This window comes from Nonomuraea sp. NPDC050022, from assembly GCF_044460705.1.
Classification (GTDB): domain Bacteria; phylum Actinomycetota; class Actinomycetes; order Streptosporangiales; family Streptosporangiaceae; genus Nonomuraea.
The window spans coordinates 913,253-933,707 of the sequence record NZ_JBITKE010000004.1; the positions used below are offsets into that span (position 1 = coordinate 913,253).

The following is a 20,455-nucleotide window of genomic DNA, read 5'->3' on the forward strand; positions in this document are numbered from 1 at the left end:
CCTGACCGCTTCCCGAGGCTCACTCGGGGTACGGCCGGCGACGCGGTGCCGGCCGTACCCGTGAACCGCTTGGGTCAGACGAGCGAGCGGAGCACCAGCGTCTGGTCTCGGCCGGGGCCGACGCCGATCGCGGAGATCGGCGCGCCGCTCATCTCCTCCAGCGCCCGCACGTACGACTGCGCGTTGGGCGGCAGGTCGTCGAAGGTCTTGGCGCCGGTGATGTCCTCCTGCCAGCCGGGGAACTCCTCGTACACCGGCTTGGCGTGGTGGAAGTCCGTCTGCGTCATCGGGATCTCGTCGTGCCGCGTGCCGTCGACGTCATAGGCGACGCACACCGGGATCCGCTCCAGCCCGGACAGTACGTCGAGCTTGGTGAGGAAGAAGTCGGTGACCCCGTTGATCCTGGTCGCGTAGCGGGCGATGACCGCGTCGAACCAGCCGCAGCGCCGGTTGCGGCCGGTGGTCACGCCGTACTCGCCGCCGGTCTGGCGCAGCCACTCGCCCATCTCGTCCTCGAGCTCCGTGGGGAACGGGCCCGAACCGACGCGGGTGGTGTACGCCTTGAGGATGCCGATCACCTTCGTGATCCGCATCGGTGGGATGCCGGACCCGGCGCAGGCGCCGCCGGCCGTCGGCGAGGAGGAGGTGACGAACGGGTAGGTGCCGTGGTCGATGTCGAGCAGCGTGCCCTGGCCACCCTCCAGCAGCACGAACTTGTCCTCGTCCAGCGCCCGGCTCAGCACCAGTGAGGTGTCGGCGATGTGCGGCTTGAGGCGTTCGGCGTAGCCGAGATATTCCTCCACGACGGCCTCGGCCTCGATGCCGCGCCGGTTGTAGACCTTGGTGAGCACCTGGTTCTTCTCGGTCAGCGCGACCTCGATCTTCTTGGCCAGGATGCCGGGGTCGAGCAGGTCCTGGACGCGTACGCCCATCCGGTAGATCTTGTCGCCGTAGGCGGGGCCGATGCCCCGGCCCGTCGTGCCGATCTTGGCCTTGCCCAGGTAGCGCTCGGTCACCTTGTCGAGCGCCTTGTGGTGGGGCATGATCAAGTGCGCGTCGGCGGAGATCAGCAGGCGTTCGGCGGAGATGCCGCGCGCGGCCAGCCCGTCGATCTCGCTGAGCAGGACGCCGGGGTCGATCACGACCCCGTTGCCGATCACCGGCACGACGTGCGGCGACAGGATTCCGGTGGGCAGAAGGTGCAGTGCGTATTTCTGGTCACCGATGACCACGGTGTGACCCGCGTTGTTGCCACCCTGGTAGCGGACGACGTAGTCGACGTCGCCACCGAGGAGGTCGGTGGCCTTGCCCTTGCCCTCATCGCCCCATTGGGCACCAACGAGAACGGCAGCCGGCATGGTTCAGTCTCCCGAGCACAAAACGAAACCCCTGGCGCAAGTGCGACAGGGGCTCTTGCGTAGAGAGACTACCCGAGTCGGCCTATTCGTCCCAAGTGCTAGTTCTTGGCCAGCGCGTCATAGGCGTCCTCACTGCTGTCCCTGAGGAACTGCAAGCATCGTTCGGCCTCGTCCTTCTCACCGATCGCCTGGGCGGCCCTGGAGAGCGAGTAGAGGCAGCGCAGGAAGCCGCGGTTCGGCTCATGCTCCCAGGGGATGGGACCGTGCCCCTTCCAGCCGCTCCGGCGGAGCTGGTCGAGCCCGCGGTGGTAGCCGGTGCGCGCGAAAGCGTAGGAGGTGACGGCGTGGCCCTGCGCGAAGTACTCCTCCGCGAGCGTGGCCCAGGCCGCCGGGTAGGCGGGGAAACGGGCCGCCACGTCGGCGGCCTTGGCGCCGGCTTCCAGCGCCTCCCTGGCCTCGGGCAGGTCCGGCAGTTGAGTCGGGGGCGGCCCGGCGAGAAGGTTATCCATAGGACAAGTCATACCCGCCGAGCCGCCGAAGTGGCTAGGAGATCTTCGTCCCAGCGGATTTGAGGTGCTCACAGGCCTCGACGACGCGGGCCGCCATGCCGGCCTCGGCCGCCTTGCCGTAGGCGCGCGGGTCGTAGGCCTTCTTGCTGCCGACGTCGCCGTCGACCTTGAGTACGCCGTCGTAGTTGCGGAACATGTGGTCCGCGATCGGCCTGGTGAAGGCGTATTGGGTGTCGGTGTCGACGTTCATCTTGACCACGCCGTAGGAGATCGCCTCGTGGATCTCCTCCATCGCCGACCCGGAACCGCCGTGGAAGACCAGATCGAACGGTTTGTCCTTGCCATACTTGGCGCCGACGGCGTCCTGGATCTCCTTCAGCACGCTGGGCCGCAGCTTGACATGCCCCGGCTTGTAGACGCCGTGCACGTTGCCGAACGTGGCGGCCAGCAGGTAGCGGCCCTTCTCACCGAGCCCCACGGCCTCGGCCGTGGCCAGCGCGTCCTCGGTCGTGGTGTAGAGCTTCTCGTTCATCTCGCCGACGACGCCGTCCTCCTCGCCGCCGACGACGCCGATCTCCATCTCCATGATGATGTTGGCGCGGTGGCACTTGTCGATGAGCTCCTTGGCGATCTCCAGGTTCTCCTCCAGGGGTACGGCCGAGCCGTCCCACATGTGCGACTGGAAGAGTGGGTCGAGACCCTTGGAGACCCGCTCCAGCGAGATGTCGATCAACGGCCGCATGAAGCCGTCGAGCTTGTCCTTGGGGCAGTGGTCGGTGTGCAGCGCGACCGTCACCGGGTATTTGGCGGCGATCACCCTGGCGTACTCGGCCAGCGCCGTCGCACCGATCACCATGTCCTTGACCGTGGCGCCGGACAGGAACTCCGCACCGCCGGTCGACACCTGGACGATGCCGTCGCTCCCGGCCTCGGCGAAGCCGCGGAGCGCGGCGTTGAGCGTCTGGGAAGAGGTCACGTTGATCGCCGGGTAGGCGAATCCGCCCGCCTTCGCGCGGTCGAGCATCTCGGCATAGACCTCTGGGGTTGCTATAGGCATGCTTCATCTCCCTGAGAAGTACGGCTTCGCGCAGCCCAGTATCCCCGTCCGCTACCCCGCGTGGTAGAGACAACGCGCGGCGGCCAAGGCCGTTCGCGACGGGTAGGCTCACCCCGTGGACTGGCTTTCCAATCTCCTGGACCCGACGTGGTGGCTGACGATGCTCGGCGCCTTCGCGACCGTCGGCGTCCTGGCGATCATCTTCGCCGAGACGGGCTTGCTCATCGGGTTCTTCCTGCCCGGTGACTCGTTGCTCGTCGCCGCGGGCATTTTCAGCTCCGCCGCCGCGGCGAAGGGGATTGGCATCGAGCCGCTGTCCTTCCCCGTGCTGCTGATCGCCACGCCGCTGTGCGCGGTGGCGGGCGCCCAACTCGGCCACCTCATAGGGGTCAAGATCGGCAGGAGACTCTTCGACAAGCCGGACTCACGGCTGTTCAAGAGGGAGTACGTGGAGAAGGCCGAGCACTTCTTCGTGAAGTTCGGCCCGGCCAGAGCGGTGATCATCGCCCGCTTCGTACCGATCGTCCGCACATTCCTCAATCCGGTCGCCGGCGTCCTGGAGATGCCGGCCCGCACGTTCTTCCTGTGGAACGTGGTCGGTGGCGTGCTGTGGGTCGAGAGCATGCTGCTGATCGGCCACTTCCTGGGCAACCAGGTCGATCCGACCAAGATCGACAAGTACATCCTGCCCGGTGTCTTCCTCATCGTGCTCATCTCGCTGATCCCGATCATCGTTGAGGTCGTGAAGACCCGCAGGGCCGGCAAGCAACTACCGGAGCCCAACGGCAAGCACCACCGCGTGCGTTGACGATCGTTCAGCGATCGAGTTTTAGCGATCTTTTGGTGATCGAGATCGACCCCGCCTACGAGTACGCTCCCCCTTGTGGGACGCCACAGGTCAGATCCGATGGGCCTCGCCCGCCTCGCGCTCGCCGTTCTGGCGGCGGTGGCCGTGGTGACGCTCCTGGTCGTCGGCGGTCGTGCGCTGCTCACCTCGCTCGACACGCGGCAGCAGCAGCCCGAACGCGGGAAGGTCGCGGCCCAGCCGCAGGCCAGCGCCCAGGTGCCGACCGTCCGCATCGAGTGCGTAGCGGACACCTGCCCCCTCGTCACGGTCCGCGTGCCGGGCGGTGATGTGCTGCAATATCGCGACATGAGCAGAGGCGAAGAGGTCAGCTACTTCGAACCCGAGCTCGACGTGGTGCTCAGCGACGCCGCCACGGTCGTGGTGACCGAGAACGGCAAGCCCCGCGCGCAGGGCAAGGCCGGCGCGCGGGAGGCGTTCACAGCCCGAGGTCCTGGAGCGTGAACGCGGAGCGGTAGTCGAGCCCCTCCTCGGCCATCCGGGGCGCCGCGCCGCGCTCGACGATCGTGGCCACGGCGACCACCTCCGCGCCCGCCTCACGCAGCGCCTCGACGGCCGTCAGCGGGGAGGCGCCGGTCGTGGAGGTGTCCTCGACGGCCAGCACGCGACGGCCCTTGACCTCCGGACCCTCGATCCTGCGCTGCATGCCGTGCGCCTTCTGCGCCTTGCGCACCACGAACGCGTCGAGCGGGCGCCCCTGCGTGGCGGCGGCGTGCATCATCGCGGTCGCGACGGGATCGGCGCCCAACGTCAGCCCGCCCACGGCGTCGTACTCCAGATCTTTGGTCAGGTCGAGCATCACCCTGCCGACCAGGGGCGCGGCCACCCCGTCGAGCGTGATCCGGCGCAGATCCAGGTAGAAATCGGCCTCCTGACCCGAGGAGAGCACGACCTTGCCGTGCACGACGGCCTTCTTCTTGATCTCGGCGAGCAGGTTGTCGCGGTCTGTCATGGGTCCCAGCTTAGGGTCCTCGCGTACGTCCAGGAGGTCCCGCCTACGGCTGGCCGGGGGGCCGCCTACGGGTCGCCGGGGGCGGCTGTCGGAAGGCCCGGGAGGGCCGTGGGAAGGTAAACGCGGCCCTTCGGTTTAGCCGGCACGGTGGCTGCGGAATGCTCGGAGGTAAACTCTGGGTAATCGTGAGGTCACTATGAGTGCAGAATCGCCGCAGAGTGATGCGGATCTTCTCCACGCGGTCCGAGCCGGCGACGCCACCGCCTACCGCGAGCTCCACGACCGCCACGTGGCCGCCGCGCGCTCGCTGGCCCGCCAGCTCGTCAGGGGCGAGGCCGAGGCCGACGACGTGGTCGCCGAGTCGTTCACCAAGATCCTCGACCTCGTCGGCCGTGGCGGCGGTCCTTCGGCGGGCTTCAGGACGTACCTGCTGACGGTTGTGCGACGCACCGTCTGTGACCGTACGCGGGTGGCCGACGGCCAGATAGCCCTGGGCGGGATCGAACGGCAGGCGGCCACGGGCGGGATCGAACGCCAGGTGATCCTGGGCGGAATCGAGGGCCAGGCGGTCATAGGCGGGACAGAGCAGCAGCCGGCCGTGGCCAAGGCCGAGGGCCAGGCGGCCGTGAGCCGAACCGTGCGGCAGGTGACCACGAGCGGGGGCGAGGACCAGCCGGTCATAGGCGGGACAGAGCGGCGGGCGGCCGTGGGTGGAGCCGGGGGTCAGGCGGCCGTGGGCGGGGCCGAGTGGCAGGCGGCTATGGGCGGGATCGAGCAGGTCGATCCCGGTGTGCCCTTCATCGACCCAGCACTCATCGGCCTCGAACGATCGCTGATCGCCAAGGCGTTCCTGTCGCTGCCCGAGCGGTGGCGGGCGGTGCTCTGGCACACCGAGGTCGAGCACTTGCCGCCCGCCGACGTGGCCCCGCTGCTCGGCCTGTCAGCCAACGGCGTCACCGACCTCGCCCGCCGGGCTCTCGCGGGCCTGCGCCAGGCGTACCTGCAGACGCACCTGGCGGCGCCACCGCCCCACACGTGCCGACTGGCGCTGGGCAGGATGAGCCGTTACGTCCGTGGCGTGCTGGCCAGGCGTGACTCAAAGGCAGTGGACGAGCACGTGAGCGGCTGCCCCGAATGCCGCGCGGTCCTGCTGGAGCTGACGGACGTGAGCCGGGGGCTACGCGTCATCATCGGCCCCCTGATCACCGGCCCGGTCTTCGCTGGGTACGCGGCGGCACTGGCCAAGGAGAGAACCTCGTGCGACGGCCCGGATGGCCTCCCCGGCGCACTGGGCCGCTTGGGGCGGGCGCCTGGGCGGCTGTTGGGGAGGGCGCGGTGGGCGTCCGGGCAGGGGTCTGGGCGGGAGGCTGGGCAGGCCTCCGGGCAGGGGTCTGGGCGGGTGGACGGGCAGGTGTCCGATCGGGCGCGGCGGGTGGCCGTGAACATGCTCGGTCGGGTGTGGCAGGCGCCTGGGCCCGTGTTCGGCTGGGTGTGGCGAGCGTCCGGGCAGGTGCTCAGCCGGATGCGCCGGGCGCCCAGATGTGCGTTCGGCCAGCTTTGGCGCCTGCCCAGGTACGTGCTCAGCTGTGTCCGGGGCCTGGCCAGGCCCGCGCTCGGCTGGGTTCTGGGCGTGCCCAGGCATGTGTTCGGCTGGGTTCGGCGCGTGCCCACGTACGCACAGGCGGCGGTGGCGGGTGGTACCGCCGCCGCTGTCGCGGCCGCCGCCGCGTTCACGCTGGTCTCGGCCGAGGAGCCGATGCCGAGGCCGGTCGCCAAGCCCGTCGCGTCAGCGGGGCCGCCGCCCGTACGGCCGGCCGACAAGCCCACGCGGGTTCCTCCCGGTCGGCCGGACACCCCGTCGGCGGCGAGGGGGCACCGGGCGCGCCTGCACGCCACGATCGGCGTGCTCGGCGCACTGGTCCGCGACCAGCCCGGCATCATCGGGCTACGACTCCGCAACTCGGGCAACGCCCCGACCGCCGAACTCACGGCCACCGTGGACCTCCCCGCAGGCGTCACACTGATCCCGTCGGGCGATAACCGTCCTGGCACCGCCGCAGGCGTGACCCTGACCCGCCCGCACGATTCCGACCACGGCGCCGCACCGATCCAGCCGGGTGGCTACAAGCGCAGTGTCGCGGCGGGCGAGATGCCGATCCAGCAGGGCGCCTACGAGCACAGTGCGGCGGCGGGTGGGGCGCCGATCCAGCCCGGTGGCTACGGTCATGGTGCTGCGGTGGTTACGCCCGTTGGGACCCTGGATGGCTGGACTTGTCGCCCGGCCGGGCACGGCGCTGTGTGTGCCAGGGGGCCGCTTGAGGCGCGTCGCCGCACTGCCGTGTTTCTGCGCGTTCAGGTGGCCGCCCAGGCGCCCCAGGGTGACGGGCCCGCTGTGCGGATCACGTCCGGTTCGCTGCGGATCGGGGCGCGGTCAGCGGCCGGGGTACGGCGGGAGGGCATGCCCGCCAGGTTCGCCACCGACGGCCAGGTGACGGTCAGGGCGGTCGGCAACTCGCTCCTGAGCTGCCCGCTGGAGCGTGACGGCTGCGCGGAGGCCCGGCGGCGGGAGGGCGACAGACGTGACGACGAGCTGTGGCCCATGGCGGTCGTCGACGGGGATGGGGTGCCGGATACGTACGCCTCCAGCGGCGCCACGCTGCGATTGCCCCCGGGCGGTCGGGTCGTGTGGGCGGGCCTCTACTGGTCGGCCAGTGGGGAGAACACGGGGCCGATCAGACTGCGGCCGCCGGGTCGGCGGCGTTACCCGTTCATCAGGCCCGAGCAGGTGACGGTCCGCGAGCTGCCCTCAGGGCCCGCCTACCAGGCGTTCGCCGACGTGACCGGGCTGGTCGGGAGTGTCAGGCAGGAGGGCACGTGGTGGGCGGCCGACCCGCCGATGGGGGAGGGGGTCGCGCAGCACGCCGGATGGAGCCTGGTGGTGATCGCGACCGATCCGACCGAGCCGTACGGGCACGCCGTGGTGCTCGACACGCCGACCGTCATCGGCGGCGAGGCGGGTCAGGCCCGGATCCCACTGGACGGGCTGGTCGCCGCACCCGAACTCGCCCGAGGCCCGGGACGCCCCCGAGAGAACGTGGCTCCCGCGGCCGTACCTGCGCGGAGCCTGCGGGACGGTGCGACCTCACCTGCGGCCGCGTCCGCGCGGAGCGGGCAGAAGGGCGTGACTCCTGGGGCCCTGTCCGCGCGGAGTCCGGGGAAGCGCGTGGCTCCTGGGGCCCTGTCCGCGCGGAGTCCGCGGAAGCGCGTGGCTCCTGCGGCCGTGCGCGCGGGAGTCCCGAGGAGACGCCCGGCCTCTGGAGGCTCGTCCAGGCGGGTTTCGTCGGGCGGGCTGGTGCCTGCTCGGATCGAGGTGGTGACCTGGGGAGGCGATGCCGATCTCGACGGTGACCGGCTCTCTCTGGGCGCGGGGCCGCTCGCCCCCGTGGGAGGCGACCGTGACGCGGACAACGTCTTCGACGGCTCGTCCAACGGCGCCAAGGGGATGACGTTCGGTGTCGACGTCGACACGTTCGGCGGTGAACTCGGCCATGACCCGGCGCTGGCCATCGATACGCGGAAGGATGTGGTGTTGTTCGCGATCGCCGCCGTCAGCGTGCGTGCACGGTCGTGACGTATGTGCACGATAGTGACCAAAGTCCGACATATTGGTACGGTCAGCCCGGACGCACCGGCGTATGGTCGGGGCAGGGGCGAATCGTCGGGATTAACCTCGCGCGATCACCCGCTTTCATTACCCTGAGAGAGGGCCGCCCGCGAATCCGGCTCTGACGGTGCACAGTCTGCTAGGTCGGACCACCAGGAAAGGGGCCGTGTCAGTGGATCGCTGCGCGCTGTTCGTGGACGCTGGCTATCTGCTGGCCGACGGCGCGATGGCCGTGCATGGCACCCGCCATCGTGAAGCCGTGGCCTGGGACTATCCAGGGCTCTTGCAGCTCCTGTCGAACCTCTCGCGCGAGCGCACCGGCCTGCCGATGCTGCGGTGCTACTGGTACGAGGCGACCGTCGAAGCCCGCCGTACTCCGGAGCACGACGTGCTCGCCGACATCCCCGGCCTCAAGCTCCGTCTCTCGCGCATCCGTCCCGGTCGGCGCGAAGGCGTGGATGCCCAGGTGCACCGCGACCTGATGACCCTCGCCCGCAACAGCGCCATCTGCGACGCCGTCGTGGTCAGCGGTGACGAGGACCTCGCCCAGGTCGTCAGTGACGCCCAGGACCTCGGCGTCCGGGTGACCGTGGTGCACATCGCGGTGGACGGCAGCTGGGCGGCCTCCCGCACGCTCATGCAGGAGAGCGACGACATCATCGAGCTGGGCGGCGTCCACCTGCGCCCCTACGTCAACATGGTGGCCGGCGCCATCGAGGCGTCCAACGGACATCACCAGTCGGCCAGTAACGGCCACGCGCAGCGGGAGTTGCCGCCCGCCCAGCCGAGCGGGGGCAGCCACGCCGCCGACAGAGCGAGCCAGTCCGGTGCCAACGGCGCGATGCCGTCGGCGGGGCGTGGCCAGCAGTCGCCGCCCAGCTACGCCAATTATCAGCCCGATCCGACGCCGTCGGCCGCCCCGGTGACCGGACCCATCCCGCAGCAGCCGCAGGCGCCGACGACCGGGCAGTTCGCGTCGCAGTCCAACGGCACCTACCAACCGCCGCCGTCGCAGTCCAACGGCACCTATCAGCCCCCGCCGCCGCAGTCCAGCGGCACGTACCAGCCCTCGCAGCTCGGCGCCTACACCGGCCCGCAGCCCGCGCCGGTCTCCCAGCCCTCGGCCGCCACGGCCGGGGCGACCACGCTGTCCGACGCCGTCAAGGCCGCCCATCGCGAGGGGCACGACTTCGGCGAGTCCGTGGCCCGCGACGCGCCGGCCCTGTGGCTGGAGGCCGTGCTCGCGCGCAAGCCGCGGATGCCCTCCGACCTGGAGGCTCGCCTACTCCAGGGATCGTCCCTGCCGATCGACTTCCTGCTGCACGACGAGGTACGCCACGCGCTGCGCCGCGGCTTCTGGGACGCCTTGGAGCGCGCCAGGCACTAGCGTCTTGAATTCTCTGTGGTTGCCTGAAGGGATCAGGTAAGTCGGGTGGGCGTGGCCTGGCTTGGGCCGCCCCTGTGTGCGGTGAGCGCGAGTACAGGGGTGGTTTTGGCGTGGTGGAAGCCGGTCCGGTGGTGAGTTCCTGACATGCCCTGTCCGGTACGGCGTGTGCCGTCCCGGCTGGGGTGCATGGCCCGCCGGACGCTGTCCGTTCCTTGTGGGGAGTGGGGCGGCACCGTGCGCCGGTCGGGCACACGGCTGGAGGTCTTGGAGGCGCGTGTGGGGCGGGTGGGTCGTTTGGGGGTGGGACGGTTCTTGGATCTGTCTCGCGCCGCTGGGCGGGGGTGCAGGTCGGTTTGGGTGCGGCGGGCGCGCCGGGCCGCCCGGGTGGCACAGATGACCTCATGCGCGGTGTCCAGTTCGGTGAAGCGGGAATCGGCGGGCGTGATTCCGGCCAGCAGGCGTTGCTGATGGGCGCGTTTGGTGGCCAGGTACTCCCGCTCGGCCCGCAGCCGGCCCAGCTTGGCCGACACGCCGCTCGCGTCATAGGTCAGCGGCCGCCCATCGGAGATCACCTGGCCGTCGGCGCCGTCGGCCAGGCTCCCGGTCACGCCGGTCAGGAGTTTGTTGACGCCCCAATCGAAGCCGCAGCCGCGCACGTGCCCGGTGGCGGGCGCGAAGGCGATCGGGGTCTGGAACGGCAGATCGACGCGTACCCGGCCCTTGTGCACGCGCAGGGTGGGCGCGCACAGTTTCGCCTGCGCGGCCACGGTTGGTGGCAAGGCGATGGGCAGCACGTGCCAGGCCCAGTCCGCGCGGCGGGTGGGTGAGGCGACCAGGGGCAGTTTCACCCGTAGCCGGGCGCCGCGCTCGCCGGTGCGTTCCAGGGTGAGCAGTTGCCGGTCGGCCGCCGCCAGCACGATCTGCGCCGCACTGGCCGGCGCCTGCTCCAGATCGGTCAGATCGGCCCGCAACACGCCCTGCTCATCGAGGCTGGCGCGGATCTGCCGGGTACGGTTGCGAATCTCCGCCACGCCCACCGCCTTCGGCAGCAGCGCGCGCAGCGCCTCCCATTCGGCGTCGGTGCGTGCCCGCGGATCTTGTGGCCAGGTCGCCACAATGGCCTGCACCAGCGCGCGCCGGTACAGCGCGAGTCGCAGGGTGCGCCCGGCCTGTTCCTGGGCGCAGCGCAGCACGCGATCACACACCTGCAGGCCGGGCGTGGGGGCCAGGCCCCAGCCCAGTCGCCGCACGGCCATCCAGCCCTTGGCCGGCAACGCCCGCCCGTCCAACCCCACCCCGGCCGCCAACGCTTGCAGATCCGCCGCCGTCCACCGGGTGGTGACCAGATCGTCAGTCAGACCGGCCGTCAGAGCGGTCAGCCAGCTCACCCGCTGCGCCAGCAACCGCTGAGCAACAACCTGGCCCGTCGAGTCCACGATCGCGCCATGGGCGGTGCAGATGGCCGTGGCGGTGAGGATACTCACACGCCCGCCTCAGGCGGTGAGGCCGCATTGATGCGGGTATCGGCTTGTGCCAGCAGCCGTTTGCGCGCCTCGCGCGACCGGATGCCGTACATGCGGCCGGCGAAGGTCGCGGTCAGCGCCATGAAGTCGGCCAGGAGTTCCTCTACGCCACCGGCGCTGCCTTTGGCGTGCAGCACCTCCACGCTCACCCCGTCACGAGCCAGCAGCGCGCTGATCCAGGCCACCCCGAACCGCGCCAGCCGATCCTGATGGGTGATACGGACCACGGTGAACTTCCCCGCCACGGCATCGGCCAGCAACTTGTTCAGGCCAGGGCGATTCTCCCGCAACCCCGAGGCCCTGTCCTGGTACACCTTCACGATCCCGGTCCGGCTAGTACGCCGCAGTTCATCTTCCTGCGCCGCCAGGAACGTCTCCTGCCCGGCGGCCCCGGACACTCGTACGTAGGCGACCTCGACCCGCTCCCGCACCGAAGAGGCCGCAACACCGGCGAAGGCATCCAGGTCCGCTTCGTCGAAGCGGCGCTCAGGTTGCGCCTTGCCCACCCAGACGAAGCGAATCTGGCCCTGATCGGCCCACGAGCGCAGCGTAGTCGGGTGCACACCCAGACGTTTGGCCGCCGCCGCCAACCTCAACAAGGCCAGCAAGAGATCATAGCTGAAAGTTAGCCTTTCATAGCGAATATGAGAAGCGGCTCATACCCTGACCCGCTCTGAGCCCGGAGTTCCTTTCCCCGCTGCGGTCCAGACGCCAGCGCGCCTCTGAGAACGATCTCAGCGCCTCGGGGACGGACAAGAGACGGCGCGGCGGCCTACGACAGGGCGTCGAAGCCGGAGCGCAGGTGGGCGAGTCGGTCGGCGAGGTCGGCGAGCGGGACGGACAGCGTCGGGTCGTGCGATTTGTTGGCCAGCTCCCGCACCCTGCCCAGCTCGTCCTCCACCGCCGTCAGCCGCCGCGACAGCTCGGGCAGGATCGCCGCCTGGTCACCCGCGCCCGGCGGCAGCTCGCCGCTCAGCCGCTCGCGCAGCATCGACGCCTGCTCGGCCAGTCGCTTGTTCATGTTGTACAGCTCGGTGAACACCGACACCTTGGCCCGCAGCACCCACGGGTCGAACGGCTTGGTCAGGTAGTCGACGGCGCCCGCCGCGTAGCCGCGAAAGGCGTAGTCGGGCGCGCTGTCGACCACCGTGAGAAAGATGATCGGGATGTTGCGGGTCCGCTCCCGCCGCTTGATGTGGGCGGCCGTCTCGAAGCCGTCCATGCCCGGCATCCGCACGTCGAGCAGGATCAGCGCGAACTCCGTGTTGAGCAGCGCCTTGAGCGCCTCCTCGCCGGACCTGGCGCGTACGGGCACCAGGTCGAGCGAGCTCAGGATCGCTTCGAGGGCGATCAAATTCTCCTCGCGGTCGTCGACCAGGAGGATCTTGGCACGATCCGGCATGGATCACGCCCCTTCGGCGGTGGACTCGCCGGTCGACCGCCCGCGGCCGAGCCAACCGCGCAGCCGTTCGAGCAGCCGGTCGACGTCGACGGGCTTGGGTACGTAGTCGGACGCGCCCGAGGCGATGCTCTTCTCGCGATCGCCCCGCATGACCTTGGCGGTCAACGCGATGATCGGGAGATCGGCGAACTGCGGCATGCGCCTGATGGCCGAGGTCGTGGCCCAGCCGTCCATCTCCGGCATCATGATGTCCATCAGCACGAGAGCGACGTCCTCGTTCCGTTCGAGCTGTTCGATTCCTTCCCGGCCGTTTTCAGCGTAGACGACCGTGGAGCCATGCCGTTCGAGGACGCTGGTGAGGGCGAACACGTTGCGGATGTCGTCGTCGACGATGAGGATCTTCGCGCCGTTGAGCGGGTCGTCGCCGTGCCACTGGCTGGTCTCGGCGGGCGGTTCGATCAGCTCGGGCAGCGGCAGGTCGAGCGGCATCGGCGGCTCGTGCAGCGCGGCCGCCGTCTCCTCGACCGGCACGGCGAGCAGCTGCCTGCGCTCGACCACGGCGTCGCTGTCGGTCTCGGCCAGCGGGCCGGTGTAGGAGGCTGGCAGGTAAAGGGTGAACGTGCTCCCCTTGCCCAGCTCGCTGTCGACGTGGATCTCACCGCCGAGCAGCCTGGCGATCTTGCGGCAGATCGACAGGCCCAGCCCGGTGCCGCCGTATTTGCGGCTGGTGGTGCCGTCGGCCTGCCGGAACGCCTCGAAGATGACCTCGCGCTTGTCGGGCGCGATGCCGATGCCGGTGTCGATCACCTGGAAGGCCAGCAGGTCGTGGGCGCTGTGCAGGGTGTCGTCGTCGAACTGGACCCCCGCCGAAACCGGCGTGACCCGCAGCTTCACCTCACCCTTCGGGGTGAACTTCACCGCGTTGGACAGCAGGTTGCGCAGCACCTGCTGCAGGCGCTGCTCGTCGGCGCGCAGCTCCTGCGGCACGTCGCGGTCCACCTCGACGGCGAACGCCAGCCCCTTGTCCTGGGCCAGCGGCGCGAACGCCGCCTCCAGGAGGTCGACCATCTTCGGCAGCGACACCTGGATCGGATGGATGTCCATTCGGCCGGCCTCGACCTTGGACAGGTCGAGCATGTCGTTGATCAGCTGGAGCAGCGCGGAGCCCGCGCCGTGGATCGTCCTGGCGAACTCGACCTGCTGCGAGGTCAGGTTGCCCTCGGCGTTCTCGGTCAGCAGCTTGGCCAGCACCAGCAGGCTGTTGAGCGGCGTGCGCAGCTCGTGGGACATGTTCGCGAGGAACTCGGACTTGTAGCGCGAGGACACGGCCAGCTGCTCGGCGCGCTCCTCCAGCGTGCGGCGGGCCTGCTCGATCTGGAAGTTCTGGATCTCGATGGCGCGGTTCTGCTTGGCCAGCAGCGCCGCCTTGTCCTCCAGCTCGGCGTTGGACCTGCGCAGCTCCTCCTGCTGGCGCTGCAGCTCGTCGGAGCGCTCCTGCAGCTCGCGGGTGAGCCGCTGCGACTCCGTCAGCAGGTCTTCGGTGCGCGAGTTGGCGATGATGGTGTTCATCGTGACGCCGATGGTCTCGACGAGCTGGGTCAGGAAGTCGAGGTGCACCTCGCCGAACGGGGTGAAGGAGGCCAGCTCCAGCACGCCCAGGACGCGGTTCTCGAACAGGATCGGGAGTACGACGATCTGCGCGGGCGTCGACTGGCTGAGGCCGCTGTCGATGGTGATGAACCGCGGCGGCACGTCGTCGAGGACGATGTGCCGGCCCTGGGCCGCGGCCTGGCCGACGATGCCCTCACCGACCGCGAAGCGCTGGCGCGGGCCCCGGTCGGGGCGTACGCCGTAGCCGCCGATCAGCAGCAGCTCGTGCTCGCCCTCGGGATCGACGCCGTAGAAGGCGCCATAGCGGGCCGACACCAGCGGCGTCAGCTCGCTCATCGTCAGCTTGGCCACCTCGAACAGGTCGCGGTGGCCCTGCATGAGCCGGGAGATACGGGCCAGGTTGGACTTGAGCCAGTCTTGCTCCTGGTTGGCCTGGGTGGTCTCGCGGAGGTTGGCCACCATCGAGTTGATGTTGTCCTTGAGCTCCGCCAGCTCGCCCTGCGCCTCGACGGCGATCGAACGGGTCAGGTCGCCTCTGGCCACGGCGCTGGTCACGGTGGCGATCGCGCGTACCTGCGTGGTGAGGTTGCCGGCCAGCTCGTTGACACTCTCGGTGAGCCGCTTCCAGGTGCCTTCCACGCCCTCGACCCGCGCCTGGCCGCCGAGCTGGCCTTCGGAGCCCACCTCGCGGGCGACTCGGGTCACCTCGGAGGCGAACGAGGACAGCTGGTCGACCATCCGGTTGATGGTGGTCTTGAGCGCCAGGATCTCGCCCTGGGCGTCCACGTCGATCTTGCGGGTGAGGTCGCCGTTGGCGACCGCGGTGGTCACCTCGGCGATGTTGCGCACCTGATAGGTGAGGTTGTTGGCCATGAAGTTGACGTTGTCGGTGAGGTCCTTCCAGACGCCCGACACGCCCTGCACCCGGGCCTGGCCGCCGAGCTGGCCCTGCGTGCCGACCTCGCGAGCGACTCGGGTCACCTCGTCGGCGAAGGACGACAGCTGGTCGACCATCGTGTTGAGGGTGTCCTTGAGCTGGAGGATCTCGCCCTGCGCGTCGACGGTGATCTTCTTCGACAGGTCGCCCTGGGCCACCGCGGAGGAGACCGCCGCTATCTGGCGCACCTGGGAGGTCAGGTTGTTGGCCATGGAGTTGACGTTCTCCGTGAGGTCCTTCCAGACCCCGGAGACGCCGCGTACCTGTGCCTGGCCGCCCAGCTGCCCCTCGGTGCCCACCTCGCGGGCGACTCGGGTCACCTCGGAGGCGAACGACGACAGCTGCTCGACCATCGTGTTCATGGTCGACTTGAGCTCCAGGATCTCGCCCTGGGCGTCCACGTCGATCTTGCGGGTGAGGTCGCCGTTGGCCACGGCCGTCGTCACCTGGGCGATGTTGCGCACCTGATAGGTCAGGTTGTACGCCATGGAGTTGACGTTGTCGGTGAGGTCCTTCCAGACGCCCGACACGCCCTTCACCTCGGCGCGTCCGCCCAGCTTGCCCTCGGTGCCGACCTCGCGGGCGACTCGGGTCACCTCGTCGGCGAAGGACGACAGCTGGTCGACCATCGTGTTGAGGGTGTCCTTGAGCTGGAGGATCTCGCCCTCCGCGTCGACGGTGATCTTCTTCGACAGGTTGCCCTGGGCCACCGCCGTGGCCACGGTCGCGATGCTGCGTACTTGGCTGGTGAGGTTGTTGGCCATGAAGTTGACGTTGTCGGTGAGGTCCTTCCAGACGCCCGACACACCCGACACCCGGGCCTGGCCGCCGAGCTGGCCCTGCGTGCCGACCTCGCGGGCGACTCGGGTGACCTCCTCGGCGAAGCCGGACAGCTGGTCCACCATCGTGTTGACGGTGTTCTTGAGCTCGAACATCTCGCCCACGGCGTCGACCGTCACCTTGCGGCTCAGGTCGCCCTTGGCCACGGCGGTGGTCACGACCGCGATGTCACGCACCTGCGCGGCCACCCGGGAGGACATCGTGTTGACGGCCTCGGTCAGGTCGCGCCAGCTGCCGGACATGCCGCGCAGGTTGGCGCCGCCACCCAGCCGGCCCTCGGTGCCGGCCTCTCTGGCCACCCGCGTGACCTCGGAGTTGAACAGCGCGAGCTGGTCGACCATGCCGTTGATCGCCTTGCCCAGGCGGCGCACCTCGCCGCGGGCCGAGCGATCGAGGTCGATCCGCCGCGACAGGTCGCCCTTGGCCACCGCGTCGATCACGTCGGCGGCACCGCTCACCGGGCTCACCAGGGCGTCGATCAACATGTTGACCGACTCGACGCTCTCCGCCCAGGCGCCGACTCCCGGCCCCGGCGTCAGCCGCTCGCCGAAGCGGCCCTCCTTGACAACTTCCTTGCGTACGCGCACCAGCTCGTTGGCGAGATGTTCGCGACGGTCGGCCACTTCGTTGAGCAGCAACCGCACTTCACTGAGGATGCCGGCCGGGGCATGCGGGACCCGGCGGCGGAAGTCGCCGTCGCGCCAGGAGAAGAGGGTCTCCAGGATCGGGACGAGATCCGACTCGGTGTAGGTCCTCTCCTCAGAGCTCAGTGCGGTCTTGGCCGTTGTCATGGGGCCTCCTTCACTCCCGGGGTGCCACCGCGAGTGAGTCAAGTCTGTCACGATGAGTAGCTCATAGTCGCGTCCTTGGATTTACCCCAAGTCAGCAGGAAGTGTGGTAGGCACGATGCGATGACTGCTACTCCCCATGCGGTGCTGGCCGCTACGTTCGCGCCCGGTGACACCGCCGTGACGGCTGCGATGAGGTTCACCCGTGAGGTGATGACCGCCTGGGCGGTCGGCAGCGTGCTGCATCTGGCCGAGCAGGTCGCGGGTGACCTGGCACAACAGGTGGTGGACGAGCCGTTCGAAGTCATCTGGAAGCATTTTGGTGACGCCGTGCAGGTCGAGTTGAGACAGCGGAGCACCTCACAGGGCGACCCGAAGGCTCCGTCTGTGGGGGTGGAGGAGTGGGGAATCACCTTCGCAGGTGATTCTCGTGTCCATTGGGCAAGACTCACGCTACCCGGCTCGACGGACAGAGTGGCATCCGAATGGCTGGAGGAGAGCGCCAGAGGACCGCATTGGTTGGGGTTCCTGGCTGACGCGAGTGACCTGCTCGCCGGCACTCTCGACCCCGACATGGTGCCCGCCATCATCGCCCAGATCGTGGTGCCGCGACTGGCGAGCTGGTGCGCCGTCTACACCTCTGACACCGCTGTCGGGCCGCTGCGGCTGGTCTACCTCTGGCACGCCGACGAGGCCAGGATCGACGGGCTGCGCGAGCAGCTGGGCGACATGGACACGATGATCGCCGACGCCCACGTCACCTCCACCGTTCACCTGGCCGACTCGCAGGTGCTCGCGGTCCCGCTGACCGCGCGCGGCCGGGGCCTGGGCATGATGTGCCTGGGCCGGCCCGACCGCTTCCCCGACGAGGTCATCCAGTTCGCCGAGGACATCGCCAGGCGGGCCGCGCTGGCCACCGACAATGCCCGCGTCTACGCCCAGCAGGCCGCGGCCAACCGGGCGCTCCAGCGCAGCCTGCTCCCGCCGAACGAGCCCGAGGTGCCCGGTCTCGACTACGGCGTCGTGTACGAGCCCGCCGGCGAGGCCAACGAGGTCGGAGGCGACTTCTACGACCTGTTCAAGGCCGGCGACGACTCCTGGCGGTTCGCGATCGGCGACGTGTGCGGCACCGGCCCGGAGGCCGCCGCCGTGACGGGCCTGGCCCGCCACACGCTGCGCCTGCTCGCCCGCGAGGGCTACGGGGTGGCGGCGGTGCTCGGCCGGCTCAACCAGGCGATCTTGGAGGAGGGCGAGCGGGCCAGGTTCCTCACGCTGCTGCACGGCGACATCACGCCGGTGCCGACCGGTCTGGAGGTACGCCTGGTGTCGGCCGGCCATCCCGAGGCGCTGCGCCTCAAGCCGAGCGGCGTGGTCGAGACGGTGACGACCCCGCAGTCGCTGCTCGGGGTCTTCCACGAGGTGGTGTTCGAGGCCGACACGCTGCATCTCGACCACGGTGACGTGCTGCTGGCGGTGACCGATGGGGTGACGGAGCGGCGCTCGGGCGGGCGGCTGCTCGACGACGACGGCGGGCTGGCCAAGCTGCTCGCCGAGTGCGCCGGGCTGTCGGCCCGCGCGGTGGCCGAGCGGATCCGCAGAGGGGCGGCCGACTTCGCCACGGAGCCGAGCGCGGACGACCTCGCGATCGTGGTCCTCCGCGCCCGCTGATCTTGATGGGCGCGCTCACTGATATGGGCGCGCCACTGACCCTCATGCGCCTTTTCGGTTGACTGCCGACTTGGCGAATTGTCGATTATCAGTGTGGATTTACATGCTTGCGGGCGAATTCAAGCTGTAGCGCGATTTGCGCGATCCGTTCGGACATGACCAGCGAGCCGCGGATGGCGTCGTAGGCGTAAACCTCATGCTCCCGCCCGTGCTCGGCCAGTTTCGCCACATACTTCTCGATCTGCCGCAGCGGGCAGCGGCTGTCGTTCTCGCCGGCCAGGATCAGCACCGGACTCTCTACCCGGTCCACGTACGTGATCGGGGAGCTGGCCGCATAGCGTTCGGGCTGCTCGTCGGGCGATCCGCCCAGCAGCGCGCGGTGGTAGGCGCGCAGGCTCTCGGCCTCGTCCTCGTAGGAGGTCTCGTGGCAGGCGATCGGCACCGCCGCGATGCCGGCCGTCCACAGCTCGGGTTGGGTGCCGAGGCCGAGCAGCGTGAGGTAGCCGCCCCAGGCGGTGCCCGTCAGCAGCATTCTGGCGGGGTCGGCGATGCCGCGCTCCACGACGTGCTCGCGTACGGCGGCGACGTCGGCCAGCTCGATGTGGCCGATGTCGCTGTGGAGCGCGTCGCGCCAGGCCGAGCCGTAGCCGGTCGAACCGCGGTAGTTGACCCGCACCACCGCGAAGCCGGCGTCCACCCAGGCCGCGACCTCGGGGGAGAAGGCGTCGCGGTCGTGCGTCGTCGGGCCGCCGTGCAGCAGGAAGACGGTCGGGAACGGCGCGGCGCCGGACTCGGGGCGGGAGACCAGCGCGTGGATCCTGCCGCCGGGGCCGGGCACGTCGAGGTCTTCGACGGGCACGCTCGGCGGCGCCGAGGGGCCGCTGGAGTTGAGCACGACCTGGCCGTTGCTGGAGCGGATCACCGGTGGCCGGGAGGCGCTGGACCAGGAGTATTCGACGTTGCCGCCGGGGCGCGGGGCCGCGGCGTCGATCACGCCGTGGGGCGTCTCGAGCAGGGTCAGCCCGCCGCCCGCGAGGTCGTAGCGGTGCAGGTAGCTGCGGGCGCGGTTGTCGCGCAGGATCAGCAGGCCGCGGCCGTCGTCGTACCAGCTGGCGGTCAGCTCGCCGGAGTCCTTCATCCAGATCTCGCGCTGCTCGTCGGTCGCCGGGTCCCAGACCAGGGGCGCCTGACGCTGGCGGCGCTCGTGCAGGGCGAGCATGCGGCGGTCGCCCGGCACCGGGGCGAACTTGAGGCCGATCACGCCCTTGTCGGGGCCGTCGTAGAGCTCGCCGACGACGTCGCCGTTCGGACGTACGACGCGGAGCGCCGGATGACGGAAGTCGCCATACTCGGCATGATTTATCGCGATTAGTGAGCCGTCGAGGGACATGTCGGCTACCCAGGCCGCCTCGGCGTGCTCGTACAGCAGGCGAGACGGTTCGCCGGGCCGTACCAGATGGATCCTGAACGAGCCCTCGCTGGCCAGGCTGATCGCCGCGTGGCCCGCCATGGACAGGGCGATGCCGCCCGGCTGGCCGGGCTCCAGGTCGGGAGCGACCTGCTCGTCTGGGCCGCCGGTGAACGGCTGGCGCCACCACACGCCGAACTCGTCGCCCTCGATGTCGGCGAACCAGTAGATCCACTGGCCGGTGGGGTCGATCGCGGCGTGGGCCGTGCCCTTGGGCCGGTCGGTCACCTGGCGGTTGGCGCCGCTGGCGCGGTCCCAGGCGTAGACCTCCCAGGTGCCGGTGGCGTTGGAGCGATAGATCGAGCGGTTCGGGGCCAGCCGTGCCCAGGAGGGCAACGTCATGCGCGACGCTCGGAACCTGGCCTGCCAGCGTTCCTCGGCCTTCATCCGGCGCGCCCCCCTCCCTCTCGCCCCGCCTCCGGGCGT

14 protein-coding genes are annotated in these 20,455 nt (G+C 69.8%); 5 read left to right on the forward strand and 9 right to left on the reverse strand.

Annotated elements, in window-relative coordinates:
* Nucleotides 1–74: 74 nt before the first annotated feature.
* The 3 genes from ACIBO2_RS21130 to fbaA form a co-directional block, all read right to left on the reverse strand.
* Nucleotides 75–1,358 carry an adenylosuccinate synthase gene (locus ACIBO2_RS21130; RefSeq protein WP_358550281.1) on the reverse strand — a complete coding sequence of 428 codons (1,284 nt, stop codon included), beginning with the start codon at nt 1,356–1,358 and terminating at the stop codon, nt 75–77.
* Between the two features lie 98 nt (nt 1,359–1,456).
* A complete protein-coding gene (locus ACIBO2_RS21135) occupies nt 1,457–1,867 on the reverse strand; it encodes a DUF3151 domain-containing protein (protein WP_358437672.1) in 411 nt (136 codons plus the stop codon).
* Between the two features lie 34 nt (nt 1,868–1,901).
* Complete coding sequence (gene fbaA, locus ACIBO2_RS21140) at nt 1,902–2,924, reverse strand: class II fructose-bisphosphate aldolase (protein WP_358437675.1); 1,023 nt, start codon at nt 2,922–2,924, stop codon at nt 1,902–1,904.
* Nucleotides 2,925–3,039: 115 nt separating this feature from the next.
* Between fbaA and ACIBO2_RS21145 the strand changes: the two genes are divergently transcribed.
* Both ACIBO2_RS21145 and ACIBO2_RS21150 read left to right on the forward strand, forming a co-directional pair.
* The gene (locus ACIBO2_RS21145; RefSeq protein WP_357957488.1) at nt 3,040–3,732 is read left to right on the forward strand and encodes a DedA family protein; all 693 of its coding nucleotides are present in this window, start codon (nt 3,040–3,042) and stop codon (nt 3,730–3,732) included.
* 99 nt (nt 3,733–3,831) lie between these two features.
* Nucleotides 3,832–4,233, forward strand: a complete 402-nt coding sequence (locus ACIBO2_RS21150) for a hypothetical protein (protein ID WP_358550283.1) — start codon at nt 3,832–3,834, stop codon at nt 4,231–4,233.
* Here ACIBO2_RS21150 and pyrE read toward each other — a convergent pair.
* Nucleotides 4,208–4,741, reverse strand: coding sequence for an orotate phosphoribosyltransferase (pyrE, locus tag ACIBO2_RS21155; RefSeq protein ID WP_358550285.1), 534 nt, complete (start codon nt 4,739–4,741; stop codon nt 4,208–4,210). The genes ACIBO2_RS21150 and pyrE overlap by 26 nt on opposite strands.
* Before the next feature lie 196 nt (nt 4,742–4,937).
* Here pyrE and ACIBO2_RS21160 point away from each other — a divergent pair, with 196 nt between their 5' ends.
* Together ACIBO2_RS21160 and ACIBO2_RS21165 are read left to right on the forward strand one after the other, a co-directional pair.
* The gene (locus ACIBO2_RS21160; protein WP_397298521.1) at nt 4,938–8,372 is read left to right on the forward strand and encodes a sigma factor; all 3,435 of its coding nucleotides are present in this window, start codon (nt 4,938–4,940) and stop codon (nt 8,370–8,372) included.
* 205 nt (nt 8,373–8,577) lie between these two features.
* Nucleotides 8,578–9,792, forward strand: coding sequence for an NYN domain-containing protein (locus tag ACIBO2_RS21165; RefSeq protein ID WP_358550386.1), 1,215 nt, complete (start codon nt 8,578–8,580; stop codon nt 9,790–9,792).
* 32 nt (nt 9,793–9,824) lie between these two features.
* Here ACIBO2_RS21165 and ACIBO2_RS21170 read toward each other — a convergent pair whose 3' ends face one another.
* The 4 genes from ACIBO2_RS21170 to ACIBO2_RS21185 form a co-directional block, all read right to left on the reverse strand.
* Nucleotides 9,825–11,276, reverse strand: coding sequence for a hypothetical protein (locus tag ACIBO2_RS21170; RefSeq protein ID WP_358550289.1), 1,452 nt, complete (start codon nt 11,274–11,276; stop codon nt 9,825–9,827).
* The gene (locus ACIBO2_RS21175; RefSeq protein ID WP_358550291.1) at nt 11,273–11,923 is read right to left on the reverse strand and encodes an IS607 family transposase; all 651 of its coding nucleotides are present in this window, start codon (nt 11,921–11,923) and stop codon (nt 11,273–11,275) included. The genes ACIBO2_RS21170 and ACIBO2_RS21175 overlap by 4 nt, the downstream gene beginning before the upstream one ends.
* A 164-nt stretch (nt 11,924–12,087) precedes the next feature.
* Nucleotides 12,088–12,717, reverse strand: a complete 630-nt coding sequence (locus ACIBO2_RS21180; RefSeq protein ID WP_357957483.1) for a response regulator — start codon at nt 12,715–12,717, stop codon at nt 12,088–12,090.
* Between the two features lie 3 nt (nt 12,718–12,720).
* Nucleotides 12,721–16,896 carry a HAMP domain-containing protein gene (locus ACIBO2_RS21185; protein ID WP_358550293.1) on the reverse strand — a complete coding sequence of 1,392 codons (4,176 nt, stop codon included), beginning with the start codon at nt 16,894–16,896 and terminating at the stop codon, nt 12,721–12,723.
* A 120-nt stretch (nt 16,897–17,016) separates the two neighbouring features.
* Between ACIBO2_RS21185 and ACIBO2_RS21190 the strand changes: the two genes are divergently transcribed.
* Nucleotides 17,017–18,561 carry a GAF domain-containing SpoIIE family protein phosphatase gene (locus ACIBO2_RS21190; protein ID WP_358550295.1) on the forward strand — a complete coding sequence of 515 codons (1,545 nt, stop codon included), beginning with the start codon at nt 17,017–17,019 and terminating at the stop codon, nt 18,559–18,561.
* Between the two features lie 88 nt (nt 18,562–18,649).
* Here the strand turns inward: ACIBO2_RS21190 and ACIBO2_RS21195 are convergent, their stop codons facing one another.
* Nucleotides 18,650–20,416: a prolyl oligopeptidase family serine peptidase gene (locus ACIBO2_RS21195; RefSeq protein ID WP_358550297.1), complete on the reverse strand. Its 1,767-nt coding sequence runs from the start codon at nt 20,414–20,416 to the stop codon at nt 18,650–18,652.
* Nucleotides 20,417–20,455 lie beyond the last annotated feature (39 nt).